This window comes from Acinetobacter gyllenbergii (assembly GCF_001682515.1).
Classification (GTDB): Bacteria; Pseudomonadota; Gammaproteobacteria; order Pseudomonadales; family Moraxellaceae; genus Acinetobacter; species Acinetobacter gyllenbergii.
The window spans coordinates 157,032-171,724 of record NZ_KV575270.1 but is presented as its reverse complement, the minus strand read 5'-3'; the positions used below and the strand labels follow the sequence as shown (position 1 = coordinate 171,724).

Below are 14,693 nucleotides of genomic sequence, written 5' to 3'. Positions count from 1 at the left end.
GCCATGTGAGAGTAAGTCATCGCCAGCTTTTAAATACTAAACACCCCCTCCGCTTACGCTGAGGGGGTGTTTTTTATTGCATAAAATATTTAGATAAAAATTAAACACATTAATGTTAAGCAGTTCACTTTCCTAAGGAATAAAGCTGGTATTACGAATTGATAAAATATATTATTTCGAGTAAATTTTTGTACAAAAGTCTTAATCGTATTGTAAGGCTAAATATTAAATAAGATGGAAATTATTGTTATGACATATTTCAAGGGTTTAAAAAAAATCGGGGTAAATACGACAGTATTAGCAACTTCTGTTGCATTAGTCGCTTGTGGTGGGGGGGGCGGTGGATATTATGGGACAACAGAATCTGGTACAGATACGAGTAATCCAAGCACACCGACGACAAAAAAAGAAGTAGCAGGCGTTACGCTTCAATTAAGCAAAAGTACTTTAAAAGTTGAAGGGGATGAATTAGTTATTACCGCGAAAGCTATTGATAAAGATAGTGGTGGAGTTGCTGGGGCCAAAATTAATCTTAATATTAAAGATGGTGAAAAAAATGGTGCGACAAGTGATACTTCTACCAAAACAACTGGTGAAGATGGAACTGTAACTTTCACCGTCAAATTAAATGGCACGAACAAGAATTTAACGGAACTATTATTTACGACCACCGTTGTTGATACCAAAATTCAAAATCAGACGAAAGTAACTGTGACAGGTGCTGGAACAGTTGTCCAAAGCCAGTATGAGTTGAAATTTGATAGTGCTGCCCCTTTACCCGTTTCTGGTGGTGAAACCGCTGTTCGTATTCGAGCAATAGATACAAATGGTGGTGGTGTTCCAAATGAGAAAGTTACTCTGAAGGTTAAAGATTTCCAGTTAAATGGGGTAATGATTAAAGGTAGTTCGAGTGCTGTAACGAATAATGAAGGTTATGTTACATTTACTTTACAACTACCAAATGGTAAAGAGGCGGATCGTTTAGCGCTGATTGCATCTGGAGTGGCACTTGAAGCGACATTAACAGAACAATCTGGTGCAATTAAAACTCAGGTTTCTACAGCTCAAGTTGTGTCCGTTAAAAATACAATGAGCAGTCTCTCATTATCAACATCGTCAAATAATAAAGTTGATGCTATTGGTGGAACAATTGAGGTTGAAGCACTTGCTCTAAATCCAGAAGGATTGGCAGTTGCGGGTAAGGAAATCAGTTTAAAGTTGGATGATTTAGCCCTTGAATATGGAGCGAAATTAGTAAATTCAACTGCAAAAACTGATGCCAATGGTAAGGCAAAGTTCATAATTAAGACGGAAGCGAATAGTTTAAATCCGACAGGCCAATTATTAGTAAAAAATGGTATTCAGATTTCAGCATCATCGGCTGATGGTTCAGCAGTTACACAAACAAGTAGTATTACTGTTGTGTCTGTTGCAACAGAAAATGTATCTTATTTAACGGCTATTACTTCAAATTCTATTGATGTTAGCGGTGGCCAAGCAACAGTTACTGTAACAGCGAAAGATGCAAAGGGTGGTGCTGTTGCAAATAAGCAAATTAATTTAACTGTGCCAAATAGCCAAAATAATGGCTTAACTATTGTTGAAGGTTCTAAGCTCAATACAGATAATAATGGTCAAGCAACATTTACCGTCAAATTTGATAAAAATAGTGTTTCAGCAAATGATATAAATAATTTGCTGTCGAATGGTGTTACTGTCGTTGCGAGTTATACTACTGTTAATAATAATGTTCTAACTCAAACAACCAGACTTAACTTCACCAATAAAAGTGCCATTTTAGAAAAAGATGTGCAACGTCTCGAATTAACAGCGAGTAAGGGCGTTGTTTCTGCAAAGAATGACACTGTTCAGATCAAAGTACGTGCTATTAGTATTGATGGCCATTTTGTCGCAAATAAAATAGTGACACTTGGTTTAGCCGCAGCAGTAACTGAGAATGGTGTTACTATTGGCGGAGATAAAGCAATTACTCAAAAGACTGATGCAAGCGGGTATGCAACATTTACTTTAAATGTTGATGCCTATAATCAGCAATCAATTGATAATTTAGTAAAGTCAGGTATTACAGTCGCTGTTGCAACGACATTGGCAGATGGTTCATCTGTTAAACAAAATATGCAAATTATGGTGGAGGCAGCGCCTTTACAAGCAGTAGATGTAAGTTATTTAAGTATTAGTCCAGATTCAATGATTAATACCAATAAAGGCCAAACCACTGTAACCGTACGTGCGGTAGATCGTAATGGTGGGGTATTGGCGAATCAAGATATTACTTTAAATATTGATAAAGCATCAGAATATGGTTTAACAATTATAACGGGGTCTAAAGCCAAAACCAATTTACAAGGCGAGGCTACTTTTGTAATTCAGTATGATGGTCGAGTGAAAGATGCGGCGATCTTAAATCTTTTAAAAACACAAGGTGTCTTATTAACGGCAACTTATCAACCAACCACGGGTAATGCGGTGACGCAAACATCCTATGTTCGTTATTATGATCAAACGAGTGATGTTGATGTAAAACAGCTCTCGATTTCATTGGCTAAAGGGGTGGTTGTTGCATCGAATGATATATTTGAGGTTGCAGTTAAAGCTGTTGATGAAAATGGTCAGCCGATTAATGGTCGAAAAATCAGCCTTGCTCTTTCTGAAATTGCGAAAAATAATGGGGTAAAAATTGTTACTGCTCCAGTCAATACGACGCAAAATGGTGAAGCGAAATTTACGATCCAGCTCAATGCTCCGAATGTTGATGCGGTTAAGGCTTTGGTTGCTGAGGGGTTATTGGTTACAGCCTCTACAGAACAGAATAGTGGAGTAAGTATTGCTCAAACTGCGAAGGTCATGGTTGTGGCTTCAGCTCAGGGCACTGTTGATGTTGCTTATCTCGCGATTGACCAACTTGATGCAATTAATGTCGCTAATAATGCTGAAAGAGTGATTACCGTTAAAGCTTATAACAGTAGTGGTATGGCACTTGCGAATAAAGACATTACTTTGAATTTGCCACAAGTGACTGGAATTCATATTAAAGAAAACACGATACTGACCACTAATGCTGCTGGTGAAGCCAAGTTTACTGTTGTATATGATCCTTCTAATCTTTCAGATGCAGATAAAGCGAAACTTATACAAGATGGTTTGGTTATTAATGCTAATTATAATAATGTCTTGCAAACAGTTAAGCTTGCATATTTCGAGACTGCCAAAAATATTCAGCGTATGGATTTAGTGGTTGATGAGCCAGCATTAGTCCTAATACCAAATAATCAAAATCCACCTAAAGTTAAAGCGACAGTGACTTTAAAAGATGATGCAGGTCAACCAATTATAGGGCGCCAAGTCACTTTAGCAATTAATGCCGAAGCTTTGCAGAATGGTATTCGTATTGAAGGTGCAACAGGTGGTCTCTTTACTGTTGTGACAGATCAAAATGGTCAATCTTCGATTAATTTAATTGCTCAACCAAAGGACAAAACTGCACTGGATGCTTTAGTTGCATCTGGTATTGGTCTTGGTGCATCTGCAGTTCAAGCAGATGGTCAGGCTGTGATTACACAAAGTACTAAGATCACAATTTTATCCCAAGCATCTTTAAGTGAAGTTGGGTATCTCACGACGGAGAGCAATAAAGCAATTGGTACAACAGGCGGTAGCTCAACAATTAAGGTGAAGGCTTTTAATACGAATGGCGATGCTTTAAGTGGTAAGACCGTTAAATTAAATTTAAAAAATATACCTGTAGGTTTGGATATTAGTGTTGATTCAACCACGAAGACAACATTAATAGATGGTACAGTAGATTTTAATATTACCTATAAAGCCCCAAAAGTTTTAACGCCTGAGCAGATTAAGGGATTATTGGCTGGTATTCAGGCGACTGCGTCTTATACCAATAGTGCAGGTAAAGATATTACTCAAAGCACGGTATTACAATTTTACATCGATCAAGTGAATATCCAGCGGATGGACTTGGTTGTTGATCAACCTAATCTCATTTTAGATACGACATCGTCTAAAACAGTACTGACAACAGTTACACTTAAAGATAAAGATGGCAATCTGATTAAAGAACGCCAAGTGACTTTGGCAATTGATAACTGGGCTGTTGATAATAATATCCTTAAAAATGCTGTGAATTTCCAAGGCGTGATTGGTGGTTCAACCGTTGTTGAAACCAATGATCAAGGGCAGGCCAAAGTACTTTTGGAAGTAAATACAACGACGAAAGAAGCTGTAGATGTTTTGGTGGCTTCTGGCATTAGTTTGAGTGCTACAGCAGTACAAGGTGATGGCACAGGAAGTATTTCCCAAAAAACTCAAATTACTGTCAGTTCAGCGGCGACTTTAAATGAGATTAGTTATTTAACAACAGAGAATACCAAAGGTGCCTTAAAAACAACGGGTGATTCGACCAATATTATCGTAAAAGCCTTTAATAATAAGGGGAAAGCCATTGCTGGGAAGCCGATTAAATTGGCTTTAAGTAATGTACCTGCAGGTTTAAATATTAAAGTCACGCAACCAAAATTGGTTACAGGTACAGATGGTTCTGCAAGCTTTGAAATCATTTATGCAACACCGACTAATCTCACAGCTGAACAAATCAAAGGTTTGTTAGCTGGGATTCAAGCGACTGCGACTTACACTTCCGATGCAGGCACAAATATCACGCAAAGTACTGTCTTACAATTTGTGGCTGATGATGCTGAGCTTGCAAAAGATGCACAGCGCATTGAATTGCAGACATCAAAAGGAATTGTTTCGGCGGATAATGATACATTCACTTTCACAACTAAAGTTTTTGACAAAGACGGAAACCCAATTAAGGATAAACTTGTAGGGTTTGGTTTGAATGATGCTGCTGTTGCGAATGGCGTGACTTTTGTTGGTAGTGCAAGCAAAAAAACCAATGCAAATGGTGAGGTGACATTTACGCTGAATGTAAAAGCCGCCAATGATCAAATGATTGAAAATTTAGTTGCCAACGGCATTACACTTGCAGCATCTGTGGTACAGGCGGATGGTTCTAAACTCAGTCAAACGACACAAGTGATGGTGAAAGCACCTGCAGCAAAAGATGTCGCTGCATTGACCGTTACACCTTTGCAACCTGTTATTTCAGTACTAGGCGGTACCAGTGTTGTGGCGGTTAAAGCGACTGATGCGAATGGTGGTGTTTTAGCCAATAAAGACATTACTTTTGGTCTAGCGGCAGGCTTGAGTTCACGTGTCAAAGTAGATAAGACCAGCGCCACAACCAATGCAAATGGTATCGCTTACTTTACGGTGACAGTAGAGAATGGTGAAAATATTGATCAATTGTTGGTAGAAAAGGGCATTACTTATGCTGTTTCGACCTACAACAATAACAGTACAACGCAACCTGTTGTAACTCAAGTTGGGCGAATCAATGTTTCTATTCCAACAGAAGCAATGAACCTCAGCATGAATACATCAAAAGATGATTTATTGGCATCAGGCGATACGGCAGATGTTTTTGCCAAATTGATTGATAATAATGCATCAGGAATTAAAAACTACCCTGTAACGTTTACAGTCATTGATTCAGCTCTGAATGGCGTGACGATCAATGGACAAGAAACATCCGTTATTACAACGGACACAAGTGGTAATGCAAAAGCAAGTTTGAAACTTACCAAGATTACAGGTAAACAATATACGGATCTCCTTACAAATGGTGTAACTGTTCGGGCTTCTATTACCTTGCCAAATGGTGTTGTCCGTACCCAAACAGTTCATTTTAATGTCAATGAAAAGGTGAGCCCATATCGTTTGGCAATCAACACGTCAAATGACTGGTTAAATGTTGATGGCGATAAAGCTGTTATTACAGTATCTGCATTACAAGTGGCTAATGGTCAAGCAGCACCAAACCAGAAAATTACCTTAAAAGTTAAAAAGACGAACAGTACAATTGGTGCTAGCGTTGGTATCGTGAATGAAGCAGAAGGTGATAACGGTATTATTGATACTTATACCGTTACTTCTGATCAAAATGGTAATGGATTCTTTACCTTGCTTATTCCAAGAGATGTCATGCAAGATGGTAAAGATGCTCTCATTGCCAGTGGTATTGAGCTTGAAGCGACATTGAATGATGAAACAACAAAAGAGGTTACGACTTCACAGGTGCTTCGTCTAAATGTAAATAAACCGACAACTGCTCCGCGTTATAGCTTACGGGTTACTTCTGGAAAACCAACATTAAATGTTCGCAATGATGTAACGGATGTAACAGTTAGTTTATTGGATCAAAATGGCGGTGGTGTAAAAGGTCAATATGTAACGCTAAACATTAATAATTTTATTAATAATGGTGCTTCAATTATTGGACCATCTGGCTTAACAACCGATGATAAAGGTCAAGCGACATTTAAAGTGAGAGTCGATGAGACGGTACGCCATCAAACCTATAGCGCTGCCAACTTTATTGCTGATGATTTAAATCTCACAGCAAGCTACTCTACAGCACAAGTGATTGGCACACCAAATGTAACGAATCAGGTTTATCGTATTGATGTCATTCAGGCTTCTGCTGAGGAAGAGCCAGAAGGGCATTTAACATTTGGTCGTTCTTCGTTATTGGAAGGATCAAGTGATGGAAATTACTATACTGAATCAATGTCTGCACAGTTGGTGGATAAAGATGGTAATGCGATTCCGAACCGTGCTGTGACCTTATCGATTAATTTGTTAGGTATTACCAAAGGTACTTACACGGTATCTAAGGATCCGATTACAGATGAAGTGACACGAGATAAAAATATTACAGCAATATGTTATGGTATGAACTTACCTGCAACAACACAAATCGCGACAGCATTTGTTGCACCGCAGGGTGGTAATGTTTCCGATGTTGTTACCTATATGACGGATAGCTCTGGTAAGTTCGACTTCCGTATTCGCTACTTAAGACAATATGCTGGTTGGCAAGAGTTGAATATCAACGCTAAGGTTAAAATTAATAGTGTACCTGTACAGGATCTTGAATCCCGTCTGAATTACCCATTAGTTATGCTGAAGAGTGATTTTGATTCGGAAGCAGGTCAACCATTTGATACAAGTCCATATGGTACAAGCTCAACATGTAACTAAAGTCATAGTTATCTAAGTCTAAAGAAAAAGGCCGTATTCAATGTAATACGGCCTTTTTCTTGGTGTAATTAGGTCATTCGTAAGGCTGTATATTTATGAATTGTTCAATTTTTTATAAACCTGTACCTACACTCACGGTTGCAGTTGGACGAACTTGGAAAGAACTACAAGCAGACACTGAGAGGATGCATAAAAGGACAATGGCGAGTTTTGACATGGTTCTTGATCGATTGAAAAAGAACCATCATCTTATAAATACAACGCTTTAACTATTTGGATCAGGTAATGAAATGTAATGAATTTAGTCGTCTAATAAATCCATTTGTTTTGCGATTTGATATAGATTGTTTGAGCGATTACCGGTACGGCAGAACATCAAAATTGGTTTAGGCAGTTCATTATAATGATTGGCAAAATTACGGACATCGAGTTCAGTGATTTGCCCTGCAACAACGGGTTGATAGACATAGTCTAAACCTGCAGTTCGCGCAGATTCTTCGATCTGTGCACTGGTTGGCTGCTCAGGGCCACCTTCCATATCTGGTCGGTTATTAATAATCGATTTAAATCCTTTTTCGACCACTTGCTCAATATGTTCAGGGCCGATTTGACCTGCAAAACCAACATTCTCTGTCATCTTGTCACTCCAAAAACAAACAAAACATTTTATGCTCTATCATAGCATTAAGCTCGATCTTGAGTTTAAATGTCTGTAGTAAATAAATGATGATAAGTAAAAAATAAGGCAATGGAGCGCGCATGCACACCTACACTGTTGAGCCGTTGTATGTTCCAAGTGGTGATGAAACCATCGCTGCGGATTTTTATCTGCCTAAGGCCAATACCAAAGCTGCGGTGATTATCATGGCGCACGGCTTTGCAGGCTTGCGTCAATTCAAGCTGGTTCAATATGCTCAGCGCTTTGCTCAGGCGGGTTATGCGGTCATTTTATTCGATTATCGTAATTGGGGGGGCAGTACAGGCAAGCCGCGTGAGCTGGTTTCACTGAGCGCCCAGCTTGATGATTGGAAGACTGTGATTCAATATGCCTCGAATTGTAAATTAATCGATAATCGACGTATTGTTTTATGGGGAACTTCGCTCAGTGGTGGATATGCCCTAAGCTTGGCGACGGATCTGAAAAACATTCAAGCCGTTATGGTACAAGTGCCTTATGTGGATGGTGCTGAAACAGCCAAGCTCTATCCCTTACAGCGCTATCCAGAGGCATTGAAGCGTTCTAGTCAGGACTATATGGGTTCCAAGATGGGTCTAGTACCTAAAACGCTGCCTGTAGTTGATCAATACCGCTTGTGTTTCTTACCCACTTCAGACAGTTATTATGGCTATCATTCGATTGTGAATCCTGACTATTATTGGAGTGGAGAAGTTCCGGCACGCGTGTTTTTTAATTTAATGCGTTATCGTCCGATTCAGTTTGTACGTAAAATTAATATTCCTGTTTTATTCATCGCCGCCAAGCATGACTCTTTGATTCCAATTGAGTCGAGTCGTGAAGCAGCGACCAATATTGCACCATTTGTGAGCTATCATGAATGGGAAATGAAACATTTTGACATTTATCATGGTTCTTGGTTTGAAAAAGCAGTCACAACCCAATTAGAATTTTTACATCAACATATTGGAGTGATGTAGATGATTATTGTCTGTGCATCATGTGGTGCAAAAAATCGCGTACCCGAAGAAAAATTGGCGGTTCATCCCAACTGTGGGCAATGTCATAAAGCTTTGCTGTCTTTAGAGCCGATTGAACTCAATGAACAAAATTTCAGTAATTTCATCAGCAATTCAGATCTGCCAGTATTGATTGACTTGTGGGCAGAGTGGTGTGGACCTTGTAAGATGATGGCACCACATTTTGCTCAAGTGGCGCAGCAAAATCCCTATGTGGTTTTTGCCAAAATTGATACCGAAGCCAATCCACGTTTAAGTGCTGCATTTAATGTGCGTAGTATTCCAACGCTGGTACTTATGAATAAGACCACTGAATTGGCGAGAATCAGCGGGGCATTACGCGCACCTGAATTACAACAATGGCTAGATCAGCAATTACAGCAGCACCAAGGACATTAACATGAGCGAACGCCCAACTCATCCAGAAGGGACTTTATCACTACAAAACATTGCTATGCCTGCAGATACCAATTGGAGTGGTGATGTATTTGGTGGCTGGATTGTCTCTCAGATGGATCTCGCAGGAGCGATACATGTTGAACGTTTTAGCAAAGGTCGTTGCGCTACCATTGCGATTAATCAGATGACCTTTCTGGTACCTGTAAAGGTCGGGAATGTGATTAGCTGTTATACCAAAATTTTGAAAGTAGGTAGCAGTTCGGTTCAAGTCCAAATTGAGGTATGGAACAGTCATGATGATTCTCGTGAACCTATACGGATTACCGAAGGCGTATTTACCTTTGTTGCGGTAGATGTGAATGGCAAGAAACGATTGATCTCAGAAGAGATTAAACAGGCATTTGCAGCAAGCTAATCTACTACAAGCTAAGTTCTCTTGTATTGGGTAGATGAAGCCAAACCTTTTTTTAATTTGGAATGAAGCATGGCAGAAGAATTAGTGTTGCAGCAAGGCCATAAGGCTGAGCAATATCAAAGTATCCTTCCTCAGATTCAGGCAATCGTTGAAGATGAAAGCGATGTGATAGCCAATCTCGCCAATATCTGTGCGGCATTAAAACAGCAATTTGGCTGGTTTTGGATTGGATTTTATCTGGTCAAAGACAATGAATTGGTGTTAGGCCCATTTCAAGGCCCAATTGCCTGTACCCGTATTGGCAAAGGTCGTGGCGTGTGTGGAACAGCTTGGCAACAGCAGCAAGTGATCGTGGTGCCAGATGTCGATCAGTTCCCAGGACATATTGCCTGTAGTTCTGCCTCGAGATCGGAAATTGTTTTGCCGATGATGAAAGATGGGGAATGTGTGGGCGTGTTGGATGTCGATAGTGATGAACTGAATCAATTTGATCAGATTGATGCGGAATATTTGCAGCAGCTGATGCTGATCATTGAAAAATTTATTTAAGTATTTAAAACAATAAAGCCCAAATTCGTTTGGGCTTTATTGTTGTAAGCTAATCACTAAAACATGGTGTTGGCATTCTGACTCTGTTCAGGAATATTTTGTATGACATCCCAATGCTCTACAATTTTTCCATTTTCTACACGAAATATATCAATAATCGCTCGACCTCGATCGCTGTCATTCTCTGTAGAATGCACATGCAGGACGACCAGATCTCCTTCCGCAATTGCTTTCTTGATGACATTTTTTGCCTGAGGGTTATTGCTGAATTTTTGGCTAAAGAAGTTTACAAATGGCGCCTTGCCATCAGGTACATTCGGATTGTGCTGAATATATTGATCCCCAATATAACGATCGGCATATTGTTTCACTTGGTGTTTCAAGAAAACACCTTCATAAAAATCAGTGACAATTTTCTTGTTGTGTTCAGCTAAAGAATGGATCTGTTTTGTGGGAACTGAAGCTGAAGCATCAGCAGCGATTACTTGAGCAGAATAAGTTGCTAGATTGAGCGCTATCAGAAAATGAGAAAGGAGGAGTATTTTTTTCATTTTATCATCAGAACACAAAGAGTGATCTTTGCATCCTGATGATAATACTGTCACTAGAATAGTCTAGATCGGTTATTATTTTTTACGTTTTGGTAACCAAGCCCAAAGCATTTGGCATTGGATCGGTTGATTGCCAGAATCATCAATCACGCTAATAGGGACCAATAACTCGCCTTTTTCATTATCTGCGATAAACTTTTGTTGATCAGCTGATAATGTTGCCGTTGCGGTTAAACCACCTTGTGCAACTTTTAAGTAATCGACATGTAAGGATTTGATCAACAAGATACGATCATCTGGTACATGTAAACCCGTTAAAAATCCAGTTGCAGTTTCACCCAGTAGCGCCATGGCTGCGGCATGCACACCTTTAATATGATTTTGCATATTACGCTGGTTTTCAATGCGAACAGTCACGTGGTCTTTATCGACTTCTAAATAACGAATATTCGCTGTTCCAACCATCGGAACCACACGACCAAAGGCCTTGCTCCAGAGCGTGCTACGAATGCCTTTCGGAAATTTAGACGTGGTTTTAACCAGCTTATAAAGACGGTTATCTTTTGCCATAGTGAACCTATTGCTTAATCTTTGAAATTATTAAATTGCAGTGGCAGACCAAATTGTTGTTCACGTAAAAAGTTCATCACTTGTTGCAAAGTATCGCGCTTTTTATCCGTGACACGGATTTTGTCTCCTTGAATAGAAGATTGCGCTTTGATACCACTTTCTTTAATGGCTTTATTAATTTTTTTTGCGGTATCTGAGTCAAGTCCGTCTTTTAACTTGATTACTTGCACCACATTTTTACCCGAAGCGGTGGCTTTTTGTGGATCTAAAGCCTGTACATCAATTTTGCGTTTATAGAAGTGGTTTTCAAGCATGGTATAGACTTGTTCACATTGGAAATCGCTTTCAGTTGAAATTTTGATTTCTTTATTTTTTTCATTTAACTCAATTGAAACGTCTTGTCCACGGAAGTCAAAACGAGTCGCAATCTCTTTTTCTGTGTTTTGCACAGCGTGATTGACTTCAAATAACTCTAATTCAGAAACAATATCAAAAGAAGGCATGGTTAGACCTTTACAAAGGGAAAGAATATTTGAGATGCTAAGGGGGTTTTCTTCATTTGCCAAGTGTTGTTTACATCAAAGGAGTGCACAATGATCCGTAAACAAGAAATTACAACATTTGAGTTCCCAGAAGGCGCAGTCATCTGGGATGTCCGTGATACCAAAGCGTATGCAGAGGCTCATGTTAAGGGGGCGGTGAATCGTCCAATTGCTGAGATCACTGCGGACAGTCTGACTCAAGTTACAGCGGATCAACCGATTTATATTCTATGTGGTGGCGGCAGCAAAGCACCACGTGCAGCAGAGCTTTTAGACGGTATTGATGATTCTCGTGAATATGTTGTATTGATGGGTGGCACACGCGCAGCGCGTGATGCGGGCTTACCTTTAGAACAAGGCGCTTAAATCACTCAGAAGATTGGCCAAAATACAGCGGTATTTTGGCCAATTCAAAATTCTAGATTTCAGTCATTTAAAAATTAAAAATATTTAACCAGAATAATAAGGCTTCTTGGCTTTTACTTTCTTCTGAAAGCGTTGAGGATTCAACTTATCCAACAGGTTTTGAGGCACTGGACAAAGCTCACCCAAGACAAGGGCTGCCAACACTTCACTACACAATGGCGCAAACAAGAACCCTTTAGAACCTAGACCTGCAAAGGTAAATATCTGTCCATCATTTTTCATTTTCCCGACCAGAGGGAAATAATCCTGACTTTGCGCACGTACTGAAGCACGGCCTTGCCAATGCTCTATAGCAGGGAGCTGTTGTGCATATTCTGGGAACACATTGTGGATAAGTTCATAGTTATGCACATGATCTGCTGCTAAAACTTCGATATCGTCTCGATTGGGATAAAAGGATGCGCCTAGAATCAATTGAGTGGCATTCAGTTGCATGCAATAACCGCCATAACTATAGGCTTGATCTAGAGCTTGCTCACGATTTTCAACCCAACTGACTTGTCCACGAATTGGTTTTAACACAGGATAGTTTTCAAAGAGCTCAGCACTTTGCTTGGCACAGCAGACAATGACGTCATCGGCTGTTGCGATGAGTTGTTGTTCTTGCCAAAGCTCAGTTTGCTTGTCTGTGCTTTTTAAGCGAGAAATCTTTGCTTTTCTGCAGTGGATATTCGGATGCTGCAACATTTCATCACGCAGTTGCTGTGGAGAAACGGCACCTGCTTGATGAAGCGCCAAGCTTGGATAAGCTGTTTCAGGTATAGCATTCTGCTGATCTGGTACAGATAACACCGCTTCAGGATATTGTTCCGCTAAACCAAGCAATTCATCTGCATTTTTTAAAGCCATTTGCTGGACTTGAATCGGTCTAAATGCTTTGAAACGTGAATAGAAATTCAAGGCATGTTGCCAGCTCAAGGTCATCAAGTGCTCATGGGCCTGTTCAATTGGACACAGCTTGGGGTTGAGTAGAGCAAGGGGGTTGCCTGATGCACCTGAAAGTGGCTCATTTTGCTCGTAGATCGTGACTTGATGGCCGCGTTGAGCAAAGGCCCATGCACAGCTTAAACCTGCGATTCCCGCGCCAATGATGGCAATCTGACGAGGTCTTGAGTTGGATGCCGTTGCTGCTAATTCAGATTGAACCTTAATTTCTGCTGCTGCATCCGCAGGGTCAGTTAGCGCTTGTGTCGGATCAGACCAAATGGCTTTTAGCATTTCACGTTTATGACCAAAACCGCGTGGACGGCTAATGTGGACACCATGTTGCTTGAGTCCACGTTTCAGTACACCAGCAACACTAAAGGACGCAAAAGTCGTTCCGTAGTCTGATAAACGAACAATGTGATTCAGTACATTTTCCTGCCACATGTCTGGATTACATGAAGGCGCAAAACCATCAAGAAACCACGCATTCACGGCTTGGGTTTTCGGCATACTAGGGAAAATATCCTGTGCATCTCCCAACCATAAATCAATACTAAAGCGTTCTTCTGGAAAACTTAAGCGATGGCAGCCTGCAATAGGCAGGGGATACTGCTGAATCAGCAGTTCTGCAAGTGGCTTAAGTTCAGGCCAGACATTGAGTGCGCGGATTAGATCGGCTTTGCTCAGCGGAAATTTTTCGACGCTAATAGCATGCAAATGGCTGTGATTATCAGGGCGAATCTGCTGCCAAAGCTGCCACAAGGTTAGAATATTTAAACCTGTGCCAAAGCCAGTTTCACCGACACAAAAGTATTGGTAATCATTCAGTTGCGACAGACGTTCAGTGAGGTCATTGCCATTTAAAAACACATGCCGTGTTTCGAGTAGACCATTATCTTTAGAAAAGTAGACATCGCCGAATTGTTTAGAAATGGGAACTTCGATACCATCGACCAGTTCCCAGTCTAATTCGGCTGTTTGTAATTTTGCGGAATGAGACATAAATAGAAAGTTAGTTTTTTACCACTGACGACGACGTTTAGTGTGAATATAACTGGCAATCAAGAAACCAAGTATTACCCCTACAGCAATGGTCATCGCACCATATAAAAACATTTGTGCGCTGCGTTCACTTTGTAACACCTGAACCTGCACGGTCAAGCTGTCATTTTTTAACTGTAATTCTTGATTTTGAGAGAGTGCTTCCAGATTGGCATGCTCAAGTTGCTTCAAGCGACTGGCCTGATCTTGAATCATGGCTTTGACTTTTGCATCTTGTTGTTGCTTGGCTTTGGCAATTTGCTCAGCGGTCAGTGGTTTGGCCGCTGTTGCAGTCGTATTGGTGGGTGCGGCCGTTGTTGCATTCGTTGCAGGGGTTGTGTTGGCTGCTGGAGCTGCCGGTGTTGCGGGCTCAACCGCCCAAGCAGTCGAACTAAATAAACATAAAGCCAATACGCTTTTGACGACAACTTGCATGAT

Annotated in this window: 12 protein-coding genes; 6 read left to right on the top strand and 6 right to left on the bottom strand. The window is 40.3% G+C overall.

The features are described 5' to 3' along the window. Nucleotides 1-249: 249 nt before the first annotated feature. Nucleotides 250-7,140 carry an Ig-like domain-containing protein gene (locus tag NG55_RS18715; RefSeq protein ID WP_065344087.1) on the top strand — a complete coding sequence of 2,297 codons (6,891 nt, stop codon included), beginning with the start codon at nt 250-252 and terminating at the stop codon, nt 7,138-7,140. 301 nt (nt 7,141-7,441) lie between these two features. Here NG55_RS18715 and NG55_RS18710 read toward each other — a convergent pair whose 3' ends face one another. Then, a complete protein-coding gene (locus NG55_RS18710) occupies nt 7,442-7,777 on the bottom strand; it encodes a protein tyrosine phosphatase family protein (RefSeq protein WP_016543061.1) in 336 nt (111 codons plus the stop codon). A 122-nt stretch (nt 7,778-7,899) separates the two neighbouring features. Here NG55_RS18710 and NG55_RS18705 point away from each other — a divergent pair, with 122 nt between their 5' ends. The 4 genes from NG55_RS18705 (at nt 7,900) to NG55_RS18690 (ending at nt 10,198) form a co-directional block, all read left to right on the top strand. Continuing rightward, nucleotides 7,900-8,796, top strand: a complete 897-nt coding sequence (locus NG55_RS18705; RefSeq protein ID WP_016543062.1) for an alpha/beta hydrolase — start codon at nt 7,900-7,902, stop codon at nt 8,794-8,796. Further along, entirely contained in the window at nt 8,797-9,234 is a 438-nt protein-coding gene (gene trxC / locus NG55_RS18700; protein WP_065344086.1) for a thioredoxin TrxC, read from the top strand. Nucleotide 9,235: 1 nt separating this feature from the next. Then, the gene (locus NG55_RS18695; protein WP_016543064.1) at nt 9,236-9,649 is read left to right on the top strand and encodes an acyl-CoA thioesterase; all 414 of its coding nucleotides are present in this window, start codon (nt 9,236-9,238) and stop codon (nt 9,647-9,649) included. Nucleotides 9,650-9,718: 69 nt separating this feature from the next. Next, nucleotides 9,719-10,198, top strand: a complete 480-nt coding sequence (locus tag NG55_RS18690) for a GAF domain-containing protein (RefSeq protein ID WP_016543065.1) — start codon at nt 9,719-9,721, stop codon at nt 10,196-10,198. Nucleotides 10,199-10,254: 56 nt separating this feature from the next. Here NG55_RS18690 and NG55_RS18685 read toward each other — a convergent pair whose 3' ends face one another. The 3 genes from NG55_RS18685 to NG55_RS18675 all read right to left on the bottom strand — a co-directional run bounded on the left by NG55_RS18685 (nt 10,255) and on the right by NG55_RS18675 (nt 11,822). Next, nucleotides 10,255-10,749, bottom strand: coding sequence for a nuclear transport factor 2 family protein (locus tag NG55_RS18685; protein WP_065344085.1), 495 nt, complete (start codon nt 10,747-10,749; stop codon nt 10,255-10,257). Between the two features lie 75 nt (nt 10,750-10,824). Next, entirely contained in the window at nt 10,825-11,319 is a 495-nt protein-coding gene (locus NG55_RS18680) for a DUF4442 domain-containing protein (RefSeq protein ID WP_016543067.1), read from the bottom strand. Nucleotides 11,320-11,333: 14 nt separating this feature from the next. Continuing rightward, nucleotides 11,334-11,822, bottom strand: a complete 489-nt coding sequence (locus NG55_RS18675; RefSeq protein WP_004655922.1) for a YajQ family cyclic di-GMP-binding protein — start codon at nt 11,820-11,822, stop codon at nt 11,334-11,336. Nucleotides 11,823-11,912: 90 nt separating this feature from the next. Here NG55_RS18675 and NG55_RS18670 point away from each other — a divergent pair, with 90 nt between their 5' ends. Continuing rightward, complete coding sequence (locus NG55_RS18670; RefSeq protein ID WP_016543068.1) at nt 11,913-12,227, top strand: rhodanese-like domain-containing protein; 315 nt, start codon at nt 11,913-11,915, stop codon at nt 12,225-12,227. A gap of 84 nt (nt 12,228-12,311) precedes the next feature. Here the strand turns inward: NG55_RS18670 and mnmC are convergent, their stop codons facing one another. Together mnmC and NG55_RS18660 are read right to left on the bottom strand one after the other, a co-directional pair. Then, nucleotides 12,312-14,216 (bottom strand): bifunctional tRNA (5-methylaminomethyl-2-thiouridine)(34)-methyltransferase MnmC2/FAD-dependent 5-carboxymethylaminomethyl-2-thiouridine(34) oxidoreductase MnmC1, encoded by a 1,905-nt coding sequence (gene mnmC, locus NG55_RS18665; protein WP_065344084.1) that lies wholly within the window; start codon nt 14,214-14,216, stop codon nt 12,312-12,314. Nucleotides 14,217-14,234: 18 nt separating this feature from the next. Beyond that, a complete protein-coding gene (locus NG55_RS18660) occupies nt 14,235-14,690 on the bottom strand; it encodes an SH3 domain-containing protein (RefSeq protein WP_016543070.1) in 456 nt (151 codons plus the stop codon). Nucleotides 14,691-14,693: the final 3 nt, after the last annotated feature.

Bases quoted from the DNA above. Each gene is read 5' to 3' on its own strand.
- NG55_RS18710 (WP_016543061.1), bottom strand. From the start codon at position 7,777: ATGACAGAGAATGTTGGTTTTGCAGGTCAAATCGGCCCTGAACATATT.
- NG55_RS18670 (WP_016543068.1), top strand. From the start codon at position 11,913: ATGATCCGTAAACAAGAAATTACAACATTTGAGTTCCCAGAAGGCGCA.
- trxC (WP_065344086.1), top strand. From the start codon at position 8,797: ATGATTATTGTCTGTGCATCATGTGGTGCAAAAAATCGCGTACCCGAA.
- NG55_RS18675 (WP_004655922.1), bottom strand. From the start codon at position 11,822: ATGCCTTCTTTTGATATTGTTTCTGAATTAGAGTTATTTGAAGTCAAT.
- NG55_RS18715 (WP_065344087.1), top strand. From the start codon at position 250: ATGACATATTTCAAGGGTTTAAAAAAAATCGGGGTAAATACGACAGTA.
- NG55_RS18660 (WP_016543070.1), bottom strand. From the start codon at position 14,690: ATGCAAGTTGTCGTCAAAAGCGTATTGGCTTTATGTTTATTTAGTTCG.
- NG55_RS18705 (WP_016543062.1), top strand. From the start codon at position 7,900: ATGCACACCTACACTGTTGAGCCGTTGTATGTTCCAAGTGGTGATGAA.
- NG55_RS18680 (WP_016543067.1), bottom strand. From the start codon at position 11,319: ATGGCAAAAGATAACCGTCTTTATAAGCTGGTTAAAACCACGTCTAAA.
- mnmC (WP_065344084.1), bottom strand. From the start codon at position 14,216: ATGTCTCATTCCGCAAAATTACAAACAGCCGAATTAGACTGGGAACTG.
- NG55_RS18685 (WP_065344085.1), bottom strand. From the start codon at position 10,749: ATGAAAAAAATACTCCTCCTTTCTCATTTTCTGATAGCGCTCAATCTA.
- NG55_RS18690 (WP_016543065.1), top strand. From the start codon at position 9,719: ATGGCAGAAGAATTAGTGTTGCAGCAAGGCCATAAGGCTGAGCAATAT.
- NG55_RS18695 (WP_016543064.1), top strand. From the start codon at position 9,236: ATGAGCGAACGCCCAACTCATCCAGAAGGGACTTTATCACTACAAAAC.